General features: G+C 67.9%; 11 protein-coding genes and 2 tRNA genes. 10 read left to right on the forward strand and 3 right to left on the reverse strand.

The window, feature by feature from the left end; genetic code table 11:
* Positions 1-17: 17 nt before the first annotated feature.
* Positions 18-1949 (reverse strand): FAD/NAD(P)-binding protein, encoded by a 1932-nt coding sequence (locus C563_RS0112365; protein WP_018762378.1) that lies wholly within the window; start codon positions 1947-1949, stop codon positions 18-20.
* An 84-nt stretch (positions 1950-2033) separates the two neighbouring features.
* Between C563_RS0112365 and C563_RS0112370 the strand changes: the two genes are divergently transcribed.
* From C563_RS0112370 to C563_RS0112385, 4 genes are all read left to right on the forward strand, one after another.
* Positions 2034-4283 carry a prolyl oligopeptidase family serine peptidase gene (locus tag C563_RS0112370; RefSeq protein ID WP_018762379.1) on the forward strand — a complete coding sequence of 750 codons (2250 nt, stop codon included), beginning with the start codon at positions 2034-2036 and terminating at the stop codon, positions 4281-4283.
* Complete coding sequence (locus tag C563_RS0112375) at positions 4284-4814, forward strand: GNAT family N-acetyltransferase (RefSeq protein ID WP_018762380.1); 531 nt, start codon at positions 4284-4286, stop codon at positions 4812-4814.
* 135 nt (positions 4815-4949) lie between these two features.
* Positions 4950-5038, forward strand: a tRNA-Ser gene (locus C563_RS0112380).
* A gap of 224 nt (positions 5039-5262) precedes the next feature.
* On the forward strand, positions 5263-6744 hold the full coding sequence (locus C563_RS0112385) for an MFS transporter (RefSeq protein ID WP_018762381.1): 1482 nt from the start codon (positions 5263-5265) through the stop codon (positions 6742-6744).
* Here C563_RS0112385 and C563_RS0112390 read toward each other — a convergent pair.
* Entirely contained in the window at positions 6668-8872 is a 2205-nt protein-coding gene (locus tag C563_RS0112390) for a RecQ family ATP-dependent DNA helicase (protein ID WP_018762382.1), read from the reverse strand. The two genes, C563_RS0112385 and C563_RS0112390, sit on opposite strands and share 77 nt — an antisense overlap.
* A 152-nt stretch (positions 8873-9024) precedes the next feature.
* Between C563_RS0112390 and C563_RS0112395 the strand changes: the two genes are divergently transcribed.
* From C563_RS0112395 to C563_RS0112410, 4 genes are all read left to right on the forward strand, one after another.
* Positions 9025-10443 (forward strand): phosphomannomutase/phosphoglucomutase, encoded by a 1419-nt coding sequence (locus C563_RS0112395; protein WP_026264756.1) that lies wholly within the window; start codon positions 9025-9027, stop codon positions 10441-10443.
* 6 nt (positions 10444-10449) lie between these two features.
* On the forward strand, positions 10450-10947 hold the full coding sequence (locus C563_RS0112400) for a hypothetical protein (RefSeq protein ID WP_018762384.1): 498 nt from the start codon (positions 10450-10452) through the stop codon (positions 10945-10947).
* Positions 10948-10960: 13 nt separating this feature from the next.
* The gene (locus C563_RS0112405) at positions 10961-11410 is read left to right on the forward strand and encodes an RrF2 family transcriptional regulator (protein ID WP_018762385.1); all 450 of its coding nucleotides are present in this window, start codon (positions 10961-10963) and stop codon (positions 11408-11410) included.
* Between the two features lie 139 nt (positions 11411-11549).
* Positions 11550-12710, forward strand: a complete 1161-nt coding sequence (locus C563_RS0112410; RefSeq protein WP_018762386.1) for a globin domain-containing protein — start codon at positions 11550-11552, stop codon at positions 12708-12710.
* Positions 12711-12809: 99 nt separating this feature from the next.
* Here the strand turns inward: C563_RS0112410 and C563_RS0112415 are convergent, their stop codons facing one another.
* Complete coding sequence (locus C563_RS0112415) at positions 12810-14636, reverse strand: phosphoenolpyruvate carboxykinase (GTP) (protein WP_018762387.1); 1827 nt, start codon at positions 14634-14636, stop codon at positions 12810-12812.
* A 277-nt stretch (positions 14637-14913) separates the two neighbouring features.
* On the opposite strand from C563_RS0112415, the gene C563_RS0112420 reads away from it, so the two are divergent.
* Positions 14914-14990 (forward strand) — tRNA-Arg (locus C563_RS0112420).
* A 75-nt stretch (positions 14991-15065) separates the two neighbouring features.
* Positions 15066-16520: a dihydrolipoyl dehydrogenase family protein gene (locus C563_RS0112425; protein WP_018762388.1), complete on the forward strand. Its 1455-nt coding sequence runs from the start codon at positions 15066-15068 to the stop codon at positions 16518-16520.
* The last annotated feature ends 35 nt before the right edge of the window (positions 16521-16555 follow it).

The following is a 16555-nucleotide window of genomic DNA, read 5'->3' on the forward strand; positions in this document are numbered from 1 at the left end:
TTCAAGCCCTGGCCGGGTTATCCCCTGTTGAGGATGGCCGCCGCGATTTCGTCCGCATCGCGGAGGGTGCGCTGGCCGCTGCGGTAGGCGGGGCCGCCCTCCTGGAAAGCTTCGGCGGCGATGGCGGTGCCCCATTGTGCCGACGACAGCTGCAATCCCAGGACGAACAAGCCCTCCGTCACCGACCCGTTGGCCCCCACCGGCCGATACGGGTGGGGCTCCACGTCCAGTCCGGTGGACTCCACCGGGGCGCCTTCGGCGGTCATCATCAGTTTGGACCGGACCAGCCCGTCCGCCAGCAGCTGTTCCAGGACCGGGGACTCGTTGGCTGACACCCGGTTGCCGGGGGCCAGCGCTTCCACCATGGTCCGCGCCGTCGCGGGCGGCCCGGAAACCCACGGTGAGGAAGCGGCAAACCGGGCCGCCTTCCGGTCCACGCCGAATTTGGGGTCCGGCCCAACGAAGCTGACCACCCCGGCCCGGGCGAGCGCGGCGAGTTGTTCGGAACGCAGCGCCGGCGGACCGCTGGCCAGGCCTTCCACGAAGGACTCGAACCAGCCGCGCAGTCCGGCCACCCAGGATTCGTCGGTGATGCCGCCGTCGGCCACTGCCGTTTTGAGGACGGCGCGTCCATGGTGCAGGGCGCCGATGGCCATCTTGACCGGATCGTCCTCGCCGAGCGCGGAACGGCGCGCGTCGTCCAGCAGGAATTCCACCACGGCGGCGTCGTGCTCGGCCCGGGAACCAAACGAACGGCCCGCCAGCGGAGCGGCCAGTCCCAGCAGGTCCAGGCGGTGCCTGGGGCCGACGTGGACGGCAAGGACGCTGTCCACGCCGTCCTCCCATTTCACGGCGCTGTGCGCATGCGGCTGCAGGGCTTCCTCGAGCGCGGCAAGGAATGCCGGCGCGTCCGGGACCGCTCCCGGCTGCGAGCGCACCAGCGTGGAGTAGTAGGCCCACAGGGTGTCACGGTGCAGCAAGGGCCACAGGTCGTGGTCGAAGGAGGGCCGGATTCCTGCCTTGGCCAACCGCCCGATCGCGGCCTCGGTGAGGTAGCGCAGCCTGACTGAGGGGGCGTAGTAGCCGTCCAGGGCGGCCTTGGCGCGGTACGGGGTGCCGCGCCGGGAGGCCGCGATGATCAAAGGCTCCTGGCCGGAGGGTTCGTACTCGAGCCGGTTGCCGGTGGAGACGAATTTTCCGCCGCGGCCTTCGGTGAGCTGTCCCATGGTGTCAAAGAAGTTCAGTCCCATGCCGCGGACCAGGACAGGTTCGCCGGCCGGGATCCGGGACCAGTCCACATCCGCGGGCGCGGCGGGCGGAAAGTATTGCAAACCCAGCCGCGCGGCCGAATCCTGGAGGTCGCGCTGTTCCGGGTTCAGGCGGGACGAAATGTGCCCCAGGGCGAGCACCACGGAGTTGGCCCTGATGGTCTCCCCGGTGGCCAGTCCGACGTCGAACATTCCGTCCCCGGTGGGGCGCGCCCACAGCGCGGACGTTTCGTGGAATTCGATGGTGACGCCGTCGGGGGCCTTGGCGAGCACGTCCGCCAGGGTGCTGCGAAGATACCGGCCGTACAGGGCACGGCTGGGGAAGTCCCGCGAACCCAGCACCGCGATTTCGGCCCGTTCGTCATCGGTGAGCGACGGCAGCGGATCCCTCTGCTGCCTCAGCCGCCATTCATCGAACGTGGTACCGGCAACCGGCGCCGGCAGCGACGGGTCCTGGGGAATCAGCGTGGGATAGAACGACTGGGTATTCATCAGGAACAGCCGGGACTGGTCCGGCTGCCAGACATGGCCTGGGCCTGCAGGATACGGGTCCACGACGTCGATTCGCAGCCGCACGGGGCGCCCCGCCGCGGCCGTGTGGGCGAGCAGCCGCTCCAGCACACTGGTGCCCCGGGGGCCGGCGCCGATGATGACGGCCCGGGTGCTCTGCGATAATTCCACGCCATCCAGCGTACGGGCTCAAGGCAACCGGCGCCCCGCACGCTTGACTTGCCAGCCTCGGGGGATGTTGTTTGGATGGGGCGCATGACCACCACAGCAGCTGATCAAGCGTCCGTTCCCGGTCCTGGCCGGGACACCACCGCTACCCCGTCCCCGGGCTCCGCTCCCGAACCAGTCGACGAGAATGTCTGGCTGGAGGACATCTACGGCGAGGAGCAGCTGGCCTGGGTCAAAGAGCAGAACTCCCGCACCGAGGACCTGCTCGAGGGCGCTGACTACAGGGACTTGGAAGCGGGCATCCTCGAAGTCCTGGATTCCACCGACCGGATCGCCATGGTGGGCAAGCGCGGCGACTGGTACTACAACTTCTGGAAGGACCGGCAGAACCCCAAGGGCCTCTGGCGCCGCACCACGTGGGAGAGCTACTGCACCGATTCCCCGGAGTGGGACGTCCTGCTGGACATCGATGCACTGGCCAAGGCTGAGGGCGAAGAGTGGGTGTTCCACGGCGCCACGTTCCTGCGTCCGGCCGCGGGCGAGCCCTACCGGCTGGCCCTGCTGGCCCTCTCCCCCGACGGCGGCGACGCGAACCGGTACCGCGAGTTCGACGTCGAAGCACGCGGCTTCGTGGATCCGGCGGAGGGCGGATTCGACCTCCCGACCGCCAAAGGCAACGTGTCCTGGCTGGACGCGGACACCCTGCTGGTTGCCTCCACCGCGGACGGCCTGCCCAGGACGGCGTCCTCGTACGCCCGGACCGCGGTGACCCTCAGGCGCGGCGGTTCCCTGGCCGGCGCCCCACGCCTGTTCGAGGTGCCCGAGGACCACATGATGGCCATCGTGGCGCACGATTCCACCCCCGGCTTTGAGCGCACCTTCGCGGTGGACTACATCGACTTCTTCAACCGCACCAACCTGGTGCTGCGGGGCGACGAGTGGGTGCCGATCGACGTGCCCACGGACGTCAACGTGAGCGCCCACCGCGAATGGCTGCTCTTCCGTCCGCAGCAGGACTGGGCCGTGGACGGCACCACGTACCCGTCCGGGGCCCTGCTCGCGGCCGGGTTCGAGGACTACCTCGCGGGCAACCGGCAACTCATGGTCCTGTTCACGCCCGATGCCCACACCTCGCTGCAGTCCTGGAGCTGGACCCGGAACTTCCTGCTGCTCAACCTGCTCAGCGACGTTTCCTCCGAGATCCGGGTGCTGGATCCCTCCCGGCCGGCCGACGGCGGCTGGGCGGCCACGCCCCTGGACGCGTGCCCGCCGCTGCACGACGTGAACGCCTACGCCGTGGACGACGAGGACGACGAACCGGCCAACGGCGGCGCAGGCGATGACTTTTGGCTCATCGCCACGGGCTTCACCACCCCCACCACCCTTATGCGTGGCACCCTGGAGCGGAGCGCCCCGGACAGGGCGGGCGACGGAGCGACCGGCGTGGTGAGCCGGCACGCCGCCATCAAGGCCTCGCCGTCGTTCTTCGCTGACGCCGACTATGAGGTGGAGCAGCACTTCGCCGTGTCCGACGACGGCACCCGGGTCCCGTATTTCCAGGTAGCCCCGCGCGGGCTGGCCTTGGACGGGCAGAACCCCACCCAGCTCTCCGGCTACGGCGGGTTTGAGGTCTCCCGGACGCCCGCGTACAGCGGCACGGTCGGCAGGGCCTGGCTGGAGCGGCGGACGGCCTTGTCGGACGGCAGCGACGGGAGGGCGCCGCACTCGCGCGGCGGGGTGTACGTGGTGGCGAACATCCGCGGCGGCGGCGAGTACGGGCCGGCCTGGCACCGTGCCGCACTGAAGGAAAACCGGCATAAGGCCTACCAGGACTTCGCAGCGGTGGCCCGGGACCTGATCTCACGCGGAGTGACCTCTCCGCGGCGGCTCGGTTGCGTGGGCGGCTCCAACGGCGGCCTGCTGGTGGGGAACATGCTCACCCGGTATCCGGAACTTTTCAGGGCAGTCTCCTGCGGTGTGCCGCTGCTGGATATGCGCCGCTACACCAAGCTGTCCGCCGGGCACTCCTGGATCGCCGAGTACGGCGACCCGGATGTTCCCGAGCAATGGGAGTACATCAGGACCTTTTCGCCGTACCACCTGCTCAAGGACGCGGTGGAGTACCCGGAAACCTTCATCTGGACGGCCACCTCGGACGACCGGGTGGGCCCGGTCCAAGCCCGGAAGATGGCCGCCCGGATGCTGGCAATGGGGATCCCGAACGTGTGGTTCCACGAAGCGCTGGAAGGCGGCCACGCCGGCGCCTCCGACAACCGGCAGGCTGCCGCGCTCCAGGCCCGCAGCCAGCATTTCCTCTGGAAGGCGCTGGCGGGCTGAATGGCGGCCGGGGTGGCGGTCCGCAGGGCTGTGGCCGGGGACATCGAGCAGCTGGCCCAGGTACACATCCGCTGCTGGCGGGAAACGTACCGGGGCATGTTGACTGATGCCTTCCTTGCCTCGGTGGATCCCGCAGGCCGGCTTGCCCTGTGGCGGCACCTGCTGGACCGCCCGGACCCCGCCGAGGCGTGGGTGGCCTGCGACGGCGCAACGGTGGTCGGTTTCGCCGGACGGCGGCGGCTGCCCGCCCCGGGTTCCCCCGAGGGGCACCCGCCGCCGGCTTCCGGCGACCTGGAGCTGTGGGGGTTGTATGTGCTGGCCTCGCACCAGCACCTCGGCCTTGGCGGCCGACTGCTGACCACTGCGCTGGGCACCCAGGCGGCGAGCCTCTGGGTGGCGGCAGCGAACAGCAACGCCATCGGTTTCTACCGCCGCTTCGGCTTTGAACCTGACGGCGCACGGGATGTCCTGGCGGACTGGGAGGACCTGCCGGAAATCCGGATGGTCCGCGCCGAGCAACGCCTCCCCTAGGACCTCCCTGCACCGGCATCCCGGGCCCGGCTGCGAGGGGTGGCGCCGTTGCGGCCGGCGGGTTTGCCCGGCCGGGCACCGTTTTGCACTGCATGGCCGTATCTGCGTATCCTTGGTGGGCTAGGAATAGCAATTGGAGACGTGCCAGAGCGGCCGAATGGACTTCACTGCTAATGAAGGGTCGGGGTTAAACTCGACCGGGGGTTCAAATCCCCCCGTCTCCGCGTTTGGCCCCGGTCCCTGGACCGGGGCCTTTTGCGTTTCCGGGCCCGGCCTCGGGGGCGCCCCTGGCCAGTCCTAAGCCGGTTCGCGCATCCGCACCTTGAGGGGTTGAAGTCGCGAACACTCTTCTGATACGGCGGACGTTACGCCCCGCCCGTCTGGAAAACGCTGTCCGGCAGCCGGACGTGGCGAGCGGTGCCTGCGGGCGCGGTGGCAGGATTGGCCCATGGCGGCACGCAGCAACTTACCCCGGCCCGAGGGCACCCGGACGGCATGGAATCCTCGCCTGGCACTCCTGGTGGCGGCGACCTTCTTCATGGAGTTCCTGGACGGAACGGTCCTCACCACCGCCATCCCCAGCATTTCCGCGGACTTCGCCATCGCCGCCGCGGACGTGAACATCACCATGACCGCGTACCTGCTGACCGTCGCCATCGGCATCCCCCTCAGCGGCTGGCTGGCAGAACGGTTTGGTGCCCGCCGGATCTTCTGCCTGGCAATCTCCGTCTTCACCCTGGCGTCGCTCGCCTGCGCCCTCAGCCAGGACCTCACCTCCCTGACCTTGAGCCGTATTGCCCAGGGAGCGGGCGGGGCCATGATGGTCCCGGTGGGCACCCTGGTGGTCCTGCGCGGCACACCGAAGTCCGAGTTGCTGCGCGCCACCGCGTTCCTGGTGTGGCCCGGGCTCCTGGCACCGGTCCTCGCCCCGCTGGTGGGCGGAGCGCTCACCACCTACCTGTCGTGGCACTGGATTTTCCTGGTCAACCTTCCGCTCGGTGCCGCTGCGTTCCTGGCTTCGCTCCGGCTGGTCCCGGTGGCGCCGGGCGATCCCGGCCGACGCTTGGACTGGCCCGGCATGGCACTGACCACGGTCGGGGTCGGAGCGCTCGTGGCCGGCCTGGAACTTGCCAGCAGCCACCCCGAACTGCCCTGGGCCGGGATCAGCGCCGCCGCCGGGGCCGCAGCGCTCACGGGGGCCGTTTTGTGGATGCGGCGCACCCCGCATCCGCTGTTCAACCTGCAAGTCTTCCGCGCCCGCACGTTCCGGGCCATGGCTACCGGCGGTTTCGTGTACCGGGTGACCATCAGCTCGGTCCCCTTCCTGTTGCCGCTGATGTTCCAGACCGGATTCGGATGGACTCCCCTGCATGCCGGAGCACTCGTGGCCGCAGTGTTCATCGGCAACATCGGCATCAAGCCGGCCACCACGCCGTTGATCAGGAAATTTGGCTTCAAGGCGATGCTGGTGTTTGCCTCGCTGGCGTCCGCCCTGACGTTCGCCGCCTGCGCCCTGCTGACGCCTGAGACCCCGGAAGCATTGATGTTCGCACTGCTGGTCTGCAGCGGGGCGTTCCGCTCCATCGGCTTTTCGTCATATGCGTCCGTCCAGTACGCGGACATCCCGCCGGCCCAACTCACCTCCGCCAACACGGTGTCGGCGACCCTGGTGCAGCTTGCGACGGGCTCGGGAATCGCCGCCGCAGCCCTGTTGATCCGGACGTTTGATGGGGTTTCCCTCGGGCACCCGGACGCCGCCGGGCCATTCCGGGCCGCGTTCCTCGCCATGGCCGTCCTGATGCTGGCCAGCACCGCGGACAGCCTCCTGCTGCCGCGGCACGCCGGCGCTGCCGTCAGCCGGCCTGGGCCAAAACCAGGGGAAGCACCGCTCCCGCCCCGGCCTGCCCAAGGGCGCGCCCCGCGACCGTGAGGGTCCACCGGCTGTCCACGAGGTCGTCAATCAGCATGACCGGCTGGCCCTGGACGGACTGCAGCGTGGCCCCAAGTTCCGGCCCCACCACCAGCCGGTCCCACACTCCGGCCAGACGGTACGCACTGTTCCCGCCACGGCCGCCGGTGGGACCGCCGTGCGCCAACTGCAGCTCGCCAAGGTAGGGGATGCGGCCGATATCCGAGATCCCGCGGGCCAGCGAACCCACCAGCTGCGGTTTGCTCCGGGAAGGGATGCTGACGATCGCAGCCGGCCTGCCGGCTCCGCTCCACCCCGGGTTCCGGGCATCCCCGGTGCCCCATTCGCGCAACACCTGCACGCAGGCCTGGAGCATGCCGGGATCCACCGCCCGGTCCTCCGCGCCGGAGGCGAACAGCTCCCGCAAGGCCCCGCCCCAGCCCAGGTCCGTCAGCCGCGCGAGGACCCGCCCGTCCGCAAGGCCTTCCCCGGGCTTGAGCTTGCCCTTCACCGGAACCCCCAGGCGGTCCATGCCGCTGGGCCACTGCAGGCGCGGTTCCAGGACTCCGCCCGCCCTGCTCAGGGTCTGGCCGGCGGCCGCCGTGGCCTCGGCCGCGACGTCGACGGGGAACCATTGGCCTGCGCAGTTGTCGCACCGGCCGCAGGGCCGGGCCGTCTCATCGTCCAGGACCGAGGTGATGTACTCCATCCGGCAGCCCGCGGTGTCCTGGTAGATCACCATGGAGTCCTGCTCGTCCACGCGCGCCTCGGCGATCCGGCTGTAGCGTTCGGCGTCGTAGGTCCAGGGTTGCCCGGTGGCACGCCAGCCGCCGCCCACCCGTTCCACGGCGCCGTCCACGGAAAGCACCTTCAGCAGCAGCTCAAGCGGGGTGCGCCGCAGGTCCACCCTGGCTTCCAGCGCCACCGTTGACAGGGCCGTTCCGGCCTCGGCCAGTGCGGTCAGGACGGCCCCGGCCTTCTCCTCGGACGGCATGGACGCGGTGGCGAAGTATTGCCAGATTTCGCGGTCCTCGGAGCCGGGCAGCAGCAGGACGTCTGCGTTGGCGGCGCCGCGGCCGGCACGTCCCACCTGCTGGTAATAGGCCACGGGTGACGACGGTGCGCCCAGGTGGACAACGAAGCCGAGGTCCGGTTTGTCGAAACCCATACCCAGTGCCGACGTGGCAACCAGCGCCTTGACCTCGTTGTCCTTCAGCAGTTGCTCCGCCCTTTCCCGGTCGGCCGGATCGGTCCGGCCGGTGTAGGCGAGCACGTGGTGCCCGGCCTCGGCCAGCAGCCTGGCGGTGTCCTCCGCTGCGGACACCGTCAGGGTGTAGATGATGCCGCTGCCGGGGAGGTCTGCGAGGTGCGTCAGCAGCCAGCCCAGGCGCGCTTTGGAATCAGGAAGTGACAGGACGCCGAGCCGGAGCGAATCGCGGCCCAGGGCGCCGCGGATGGTCAGGACCCCTGCCCCGAGTTGTTCCTCGATATCGTGCACCACCCGCGAATTGGCCGTGGCCGTAGTGGCCAGGACCGGCACGGAATCCGGCAGCCGCGTGATGAGGTCGGCGATGCGGCGGTAGTCGGGGCGGAAGTCGTGGCCCCAGTCGGAGATGCAGTGGGCTTCGTCGATGACCAGCAGGCCGGTCCGACGTAGGAGTTCGGGCAACTGGTTTTCACGGAAGGTGGGATTGGTCAGCCGTTCCGGGGAAACCAGGAGGACGTCCACGTCGTCGGCAGCCAACTGCTCACGGACCGTGTCCCACTCCAGCTGGTTGGCGGAGTTGATGGCCACGGCGCGCACCCCGGCCCTCGCAGCGGCGGCCACTTGGTCGCGCATGAGGGCGAGCAAGGGCGAGACGATCAGCGTGGGCCCGGCGCCCCGGCGCCGCAGCAGCAGGGAAGCCACGAAGTACACCGCAGACTTGCCCCAGCCGGTGCGCTGGACCACCAAAGCCCGCCGCCCGGCGTCGACCAATGCCTCAATGGCTTCAAACTGCCCGTCGTGGAACACCGCATCGGGATGCCCCACCAGGCCGCGAAGGACCTCGAGGGCTTGAGCGTGGGTGGCGGTGCCCGGCGTCCCGGGACCTTCCATGTCTGCAACGGCGGTAGTGGCAAGGGTGGACGTGTACTGGTTATCGGCCATTGATTCAGTATCCCAGCACCCCCTGACACCGGTCACAGGCCGGGACTGCTATGTGGAAAGCTGCGGCCGGTGCACCCGAATGCGCGCAGCTGTTACGAAAGTGCGCCCGGAACCAGCTTGGCTGCGTCCGCCGCCCACGTAAGATAAAGCCCGTGACTAGCGAACAGACAACGACATTTGATCTCTCGGCATCCTTCAAGGCCTACGACGTCCGAGGGATTGTGGGCGAATCGATCACCGCCGAAATCGTCGAAGCCGTGGGGGCCGCGTTCGTGGATGTCCTCAAGCTCGAAGGCCAGACCATCGTGGTGGGCGGTGACATGCGCCCCTCCTCCCCCGAGTTCACCAAGGCCTTCGCCAACGGAGCCGCAACCAGGGGCGCCAACGTAGAGCTGCTGGACCTGATTTCCACCGATGAGCTGTACTTCGCCTGCGGTTACCTCAACCGCGCCGGCGCAACCTTCACCGCCAGCCACAATCCAGCCGCCTACAACGGCATCAAGATGTCCAAGGCCGGTGCCGTCCCGATTTCCTCCGAAACCGGCCTCAAGGAGATCCAGGCCCTCGCGGAGCAGTACCTCAACACCGGGTCCATCCCCGCCGCCGGCACCCCCGGAAGCATCAGCGTCCGCGACGTCCTCAAGGACTACTCCGAGTACCTGCGCAAGCTGGTTGACCTCTCGGCCTCCCGCCCGCTGAAGGTGGTGGTGGACGCCGGCAACGGCATGGCAGGCCTGACCACTCCCGCCGTGCTGGGCGACGCATTGCTGCACAAACTCCCGTTCGACATTGTTCCGCTCTACTTTGAACTGGATGGATCCTTCCCCAACCACCCCGCCAACCCCCTAGAGCCGGAGAACCTCCGCGACCTCCAGGCGGCGGTCATCAAGCACGGTGCGGACATCGGCCTGGCCTTCGACGGCGACGCAGACCGCTGCTTCGTCATCGACGAGAAGGGCGAGCCCGTGTCCCCGTCCGCCATCACCGGGATGGTGGCGCGCCGCGAGATCGCCCGCGCCAAGGCGCAGGGCGAGGAAAAGCCCACGATCATCCACAACCTCCTGACCTCCCGTGCCGTCGCCGAGCTGGTGGAGCACGACGGCGGACGTGCTGTCCGGACCCGCGTTGGCCACTCGTTCATCAAGGCGGTCATGGCCGAGGAAGGCGCCGTGTTCGGCGGCGAACACTCCGCGCACTTCTACTTCCGCGATTTCTGGAACGCGGACACCGGCATGCTGGCAGCCATGCATGTCCTGGCAGCACTGGGCGAGCAGGACGGCCCGCTGTCCGACCTGGCACGCGAATACGAGCCCTACGTCAGCTCCGGCGAGATCAACTCCGAGGTGGAGGACAAGCCGGCGGCGGTGGAGCGGGTACGCCAGGCTTTCGCGGACGAGGACCTCACCATCGACACCCTGGACGGCAGCACGTTCACGGCCAACGACGGCAGCTACTGGTTCAACCTCCGCCCCTCCAACACCGAACCGTTCCTGCGGCTCAATGCCGAGGCGACGGACCGGGCCACCATGGAGCGCGTCCGCGACCGCGTCCTCTCGCTGGTACGGGCCTAGCAGCAAATGGCAGACCACACCGGGCAAGCAACGGAGGGCCCCGGCGGCCAGGAGAGCTGGCGCGATTCTGTTCCGGAAGCCACGGCAACCGACCTGGAGAACCTCCTGGGCACGGGTGTGAGCGCGGCCCAGGAGCAGCTCCAGCGCAACGGCGGCTTCCTGCCCTTCGCGCTCACGGTCCAAAACGACGGCGAGGTGCGGCTGGTTGCCGTCTCCCCGGCGGAAGCCGGGGAGGACACGGACGGGGATTTCGACGCCGAGGCCATGATCAAGGACCTCCAGGCGCTCCTGCGGCAGAACCGGGACGACTTCCGCGCCGCCGCCGTCGTGTGCGACATCCTGCTGGTGGAGGAGGATTCCGACGCCATCCACGTGGCCGCGGAGCACCGGGACGGTTCCCTGTTCGCCGCTGTGCTGCCCTATGCCGCCAACCCCAGCACCCAGTCCTGGGATTTTGGCGAGCTTGGCGCGGACGCCAGCGAGCCCGCCATCTGGGTGGACTAGACCAGCGGCAGCCGTGAAGATCAACGCCTTCGCCGACGTCAGCCTGCGGGCACTCATGGTGCTCGCAGCGGTCCCGGACGGCACCCTGCTGACCACCCAGAGCATCGCGGACTCGGTAGGGACGCCCTACAACCACGTCAGCAAGGCGATGGCCAAGCTGCGGAGCCTGGGGCTGATCGAGGTTGTCCGGGGCCGCTCCGGCGGGTCCCAGCTCAGCCATGCCGGACGCATCGCCAGCGTGGGGCAGATCCTGCGGCAGCTCGATTCCCGGCTGGATCCGGCCGATTGCGTATCGCCGGCCGGAAATTGTCCACTGATCACCGAATGCCGGCTCCGCAGCGCCCTGGCCCGCGCACGCGAAGCCTTCTACGCTGAGCTCGACTCCGTGGTGATCGCGGATCTTCCCCAGGCCCGCCAGATGGCGCCCGTTTTCCAGGTGATCGGCCTCCGCCCGGGCTTGTAGCCCAACGTATCCGGGCATTACCTGCCAGTTTGATTTCCAACTTCTACACAGTGTAGAACTGAGGCGGAAATACTTGTATTTGAAATACAAGTTTTAATGCGGCCGGACGAAGGCCCCGGCCATAACCTCAGGAGTTCAGATGCTCTCGGACAAGTCCCGCCCCGTCATTGAGGCCACCCTGCCGCTGGTCGGCTCCAGGATCGGATCCATCACCCCGAACTTTTACGCCCGTCTGTTCGCGGCGCACCCCGAACTGATGGATGGCCTGTTCAGCCGCTCCAACCAGCGCTCCGGGAACCAGCAGCAGGCCCTCGCCGGGAGCATCGCAGCCTTCGCCACCCACTTGGTCAACAATCCGGGCACCCTGCCGGAGACGGTCCTTTCCCGCATCGCGCACCGGCACGCCTCCCTGGGCATCACCGAACCGCAGTACCAGGTGGTCTACGAGCACCTCTTCGCGGCCATCGCCGAAGACCTCGCCGAGGTCATCACCCCCGAGATCGCCGAAGCCTGGACCGAGGTGTACTGGCTGATGGCGGACGCCCTGATCAAGCTCGAAAAGGGCCTCTACGCCGCGCAGGCCAACGACAAAATGTGGACGCCCTGGCGGGTGGCAGCCAAGGCACCGGCAGGAACCGGGTCCATGACCTTCACCCTGGAGCCGGCCGACGACACCCCCGTCACCCCCGCCTTGCCCGGCCAGTACATCAGCGTCAAGGTGGCGCTCCCCGACGGACTGCGGCAGGTGCGGCAGTACTCGCTTTCCGGCGATGCCGGCACCAGCCGCATCTTCACCACCAAACTCGACGACGGCGGCGAGGTCTCCCCCGTGCTGCACCACACCGTCCAGGTGGGCGACGTCGTCGAGATTTCCAACCCTTACGGTGAGATCACGCTCAAGGACGGCGAAGGCCCGGTGGTCCTGGCCTCCGCAGGCATCGGCTGCACCCCCACCGCGTCCATCCTGCGGTCGCTGGCCGAATCCGGCTCTGACCGGCAGGTGCTGGTGCTGCACGCGGAAAGCACCCTGGAAAGCTGGGCCCTGCGCAGCCAGATGACCAGCGACGTCGAGCGCCTGGACGGCGCAGAACTGCAACTCTGGCTGGAGCAGCCGGTGGACGGCACCAGGCAGGGCTTCATGTCCCTGCGCGAAGTGGACCTCCCGGCCGGTGCGTCCCTCTACCTCTGCGGCCCGCTGCCGTTCATGAAGAACATCCGCAACGAAGCCATCAACGCGGGCATTCCCGCCACCAGGATCCACTATGAGGTCTTCGGCCCGGACATCTGGCTCGCGAGCTGAATCCACCCCACGGCCCGCTCCCGGGCCCACAGTACGACGACGGCCCCGCACCTTTGGGGAAAAGGTGCGGGGCCGTCGTCGTACTGATAAGGGGGCAGCTCAGCCCAGGCGGGCCTTGAGGCCTGCCAGTTCGGACTGCAGGGCTTCGGGCAGCGAGCCCCCGAAGTTGGCGAACCAGTCTTCAATGGAGGCCAGCTCGGTAGCCCACTCGGCGGGATCGACCTTGACGGCCTCCTCAACCTGCGCAGCTGTCATGTCCAGGCCTTCGAGGTCGATGGCCTCGCCGGTTGGCACGTAGCCGATGGGGGTTTCGACGGCGTCCGCCGTGCCTTCGAGGCGCTCGATGGCCCACTTGAGGACGCGGGCGTTGTCACCGAAGCCGGGCCAGGCGAAGCCGCCTTCGGAGTTCCGGCGGAACCAGTTGACCAGGAAGATCTTGGGCAGGCGCTCCGGGTTTGCCTTGGCGGACAGGTTTACCCAGTGGTTCAGGTAGTCGCCTGCGTCGTAGCCGATGAAGGGCAGCATGGCCATGGGGTCGCGCCGGACCACACCGACCGCGCCGGCGGCGGCAGCGGTGGTTTCGGAGGACAGGGTGGAGCCCATGAAGATGCCGTTGGACCAGCTGCGGGCCTCGGTGACCAGGGGAATGGTGGTCTTCCGGCGCCCGCCGAACAGGATGGCGGAGAGCTCCACGCCGTCCGGGCTGAAGTACTCCTCGGCCAACATGTCGATCTGGTCGATCGGGGTGCAGAAGCGTGAGTTCGGGTGGGCCGCGGGCTTGTCCGAATCCGGCGTCCAGGAGTTGCCCTGCCAGTCGGTAAGGTGCGCTGGCACCTCGTCCGTCATGCCCTCCCACCACACGCCGCCGTCGTCGGTCAGCGCCACGTTCGTGAAGATGCTGCTGCCCTTGGCGATGGCCCGCATGGCGTTGGGGTTGGTGCCCCAGCCGGTACCGGGTGCCACGCCGAACAGGCCGGCCTCGGGGTTGACGGCGCGCAGCTCGCCTTCCTTGCCGAACCGCATCCAGGTGATGTCGTCACCGAGGGTTTCAACCTTCCAGCCCTTGATGGTGGGATCCAGCAGGGCGAGGTTGGTCTTGCCGCAGGCGGAGGGGAAGGCCGCGGAAATGTAGTACGTCTTCTGCTCGGGGGAGGTCAGCTTGAGGATGAGCATGTGCTCTGCCAGCCAGCCTTCGTCGCGGGCCATGACGGAGGCGATCCGCAGGGCGTAGCACTTCTTGCCCAGCAGCGCGTTTCCACCGTAGCCGGAGCCAAAGGACCAAATGGAGCGCTCTTCGGGGAAGTGGACGATCCACTTGTCCGGGTTGCACGGCCACGGGACGTCATCCTGGCCCGGTGCCAGGGGCGCGCCCAGGGAATGCAGGGCCGGGACGAAAAAGGCGTTGGTCTCGGTGATCCGGTTCAGGACATCCGTGCCAATGCGGGCCATGATGCGCATGGAGGCAACAACGTAGGCGCTGTCAGTGATTTCCACGCCAAACTTGGGGTCCTCGGCATCCAGGTGGCCCATGACGAACGGGATGACGTACATGGTGCGGCCGCGCATGGAACCGGCGAAGAGCCCGCGCAGCTTGTCCTTCATCTCGCGCGGGTCCATCCAGTTGTTGGTGAAGCCGGCGTCACGCCTGTTTTCCGAGCAGATGAAGGTCTGCTCCTCGACGCGGGCAACGTCGGCGGGATCCGAGAACGCGGCGAAGGAATTGGGGAACAGGTCCTGGTTGAGGCGCGTGAGCGTTCCGGCAGCGACGAGCTCGTCGGTCAGGCGGGTGTTTTCCTCTTCGGACCCGTCAACCCAGTAGATGCGGTCCGGCTGCGTAAGCTCAGCAACCTCTTCGACCCATGCCAGCAAGCCGGCATGTGTGGTGGGTGCTTTCTCAAGCAGCGGCTTCTGCGCCAGATCGCCCATTGCAGTTCCCTTCCTCGGGTTCATCGGTGTGAGCTAAATGCTATGGTCCGGACCACTGGAGTTTTTTGGGAGCTTGACTGACATCTCCGGTCACGAAAAGTGAATTCCGCGGAAATCCAAGGAATTTTTGCCGCAGAATCGCGGATTAAGTGACAAAGGTCACCTATACCGGTCTAGTTGCCGAGATTACAAGGGTTTCGATTTGGCACTACGGCCCCGGCTCGCGTAAAGTAATTCGAGGTTCGGGGAGAGCGGTTCTTCTCCCGGGACACGGAATGCGCCCATAGCTCAGCTGGATAGAGCGTCTGTCTACGGAACAGAAGGTCAGGGGTTCGAATCCCTTTGGGCGCACCAACAAGGTCCGCACCGGCTCGCCGGTGCGGACTTTTTTGTACCCTCCAGGCGCCGCGTCCCGGCTAGGCTGTGCACATGATGCCCGAGGCCGCTGAGCGCGAATTTGATGTTGTTGTTATCGGCGCAGGCGCCGTAGGTGAAAACGTGGCGGGCCGCGTGGTCCAGGCGGGCCTGAGCGCCGTCATGGTGGAAGCGGAACTTGTTGGCGGTGAATGCTCCTACTGGGCATGCATGCCATCCAAGGCACTGCTCCGGCCCGGCACCGCCCTGCATGGGGCGCAGACCACCCCCGGCGCCAAGGAAGCCGTCACCCGAACCCTGGACGCCGCAGCCGTCCTGGCCCGCCGCAATTACTTCACGTCCAACTGGCAGGACGACAGCCAAGTCAGCTGGGCGGAGGACACCGGCATCGAGCTGGTGCGCGGCCACGGCTGGCTGACCGGGCCCAAGGCGGTTGAAGTGGCGGGCCTGGATGGGGCGCAACACCTGCTGCGGGCCAGGCACGCGGTGGTCCTGGCCACCGGGTCCACCTCCAACAACCCTCCCATCGAGGGGCTGGAGGACGTGCAGGTCTGGGGCACCCGGGAAGCGACCTCCGCGGCTGAGATCCCCGAACGCCTCACGGTCCTGGGCGGCGGAGTGGCCGGCACGGAGCTCGCGCAGGCCTTCGCCCGCCTGGGCTCGAGCGTTACCCTGGTGGCGCGCAGCGGCCTGCTGGGCACCTTCCCGGAGGAAGCGGCGGCGCTGGTTGCGGCGGGATTGCGGGCAGACGGCGTGACCCTCCGGCTGCATACGGCCACCGAACGGATCAGCGCAAACGAGGACGGTACGCTCACCGTCAGCCTGGGCGACGGAACCACCGTCACGGCAGAAAAGGTCCTGGTCTCCACCGGCCGGCACCCGGCACTGGAAGGCCTCGGCCTGGAAAGTGTCGGCTTCGAGCCCGGAGAATCGGGCCACCTGAGCCTGTCCACGGACACCACCGGACTAGTGGAAGGGACCCCCGGCGACGACGACTGGCTGTACGCCGTAGGGGACGCCGCCGGGAAGAACCTCTTCACCCACCAGGGCAAATACGAGGCCCGCGCCACCGGTGACGCCATCGCCGCCCGGGCCAAGGGCGGGCTCAAGGGAGCCCCGGGCGACTGGACCAGCTGCGCCCAGACGGCCAACCAGCACGCCGTACCCAGCGTCGTCTTCACGGATCCGGAACTGGCCAGCGTGGGGCGCACGCTGGAAACTGCCAGGAAAGACGGCTACAACGCCTCGTCCGTGGAGCTGCCCATCCAGGTGGCTGGTTCCTCCCTGCACTCCGAGAACTACGAGGGGTGGGCGCAGCTGGTGGTTGACGAAGACCGCAAAGTCCTCCTGGGCGCCACCTTCGCCGGGCCCGATGTGGCCGAGCTGCTCCACGCCGCCACCATCGCGGTAGTGGGCGAAGTTCCGCTGGACCGGCTATGGCACGCGGTCCCTTCCTACCCAACCATAAGTGAGGTCTGGCTGCGGCTGCTGGAGAAGTATGGCCTGTGAGTCTTATTTGAACTGACCGGTCAGTTTGGTTAGTC

It is taken from the genome of Arthrobacter sp. 135MFCol5.1, assembly GCF_000374865.1.
GTDB lineage: Bacteria > Actinomycetota > Actinomycetes > Actinomycetales > Micrococcaceae > Arthrobacter.

Coding starts and splice junctions, on each gene's coding strand:
- C563_RS0112370 (WP_018762379.1), top strand. CDS start 2,034: ATGACCACCACAGCAGCTGATCAAGCGTCCGTTCCCGGTCCTGGCCGG.
- C563_RS0112375 (WP_018762380.1), top strand. CDS start 4,284: ATGGCGGCCGGGGTGGCGGTCCGCAGGGCTGTGGCCGGGGACATCGAG.
- C563_RS0112385 (WP_018762381.1), top strand. CDS start 5,263: ATGGCGGCACGCAGCAACTTACCCCGGCCCGAGGGCACCCGGACGGCA.
- C563_RS0112390 (WP_018762382.1), bottom strand. CDS start 8,872: ATGGCCGATAACCAGTACACGTCCACCCTTGCCACTACCGCCGTTGCA.
- C563_RS0112400 (WP_018762384.1), top strand. CDS start 10,450: ATGGCAGACCACACCGGGCAAGCAACGGAGGGCCCCGGCGGCCAGGAG.
- C563_RS0112410 (WP_018762386.1), top strand. CDS start 11,550: ATGCTCTCGGACAAGTCCCGCCCCGTCATTGAGGCCACCCTGCCGCTG.
- C563_RS0112415 (WP_018762387.1), bottom strand. CDS start 14,636: ATGGGCGATCTGGCGCAGAAGCCGCTGCTTGAGAAAGCACCCACCACA.
- C563_RS0112425 (WP_018762388.1), top strand. CDS start 15,066: ATGATGCCCGAGGCCGCTGAGCGCGAATTTGATGTTGTTGTTATCGGC.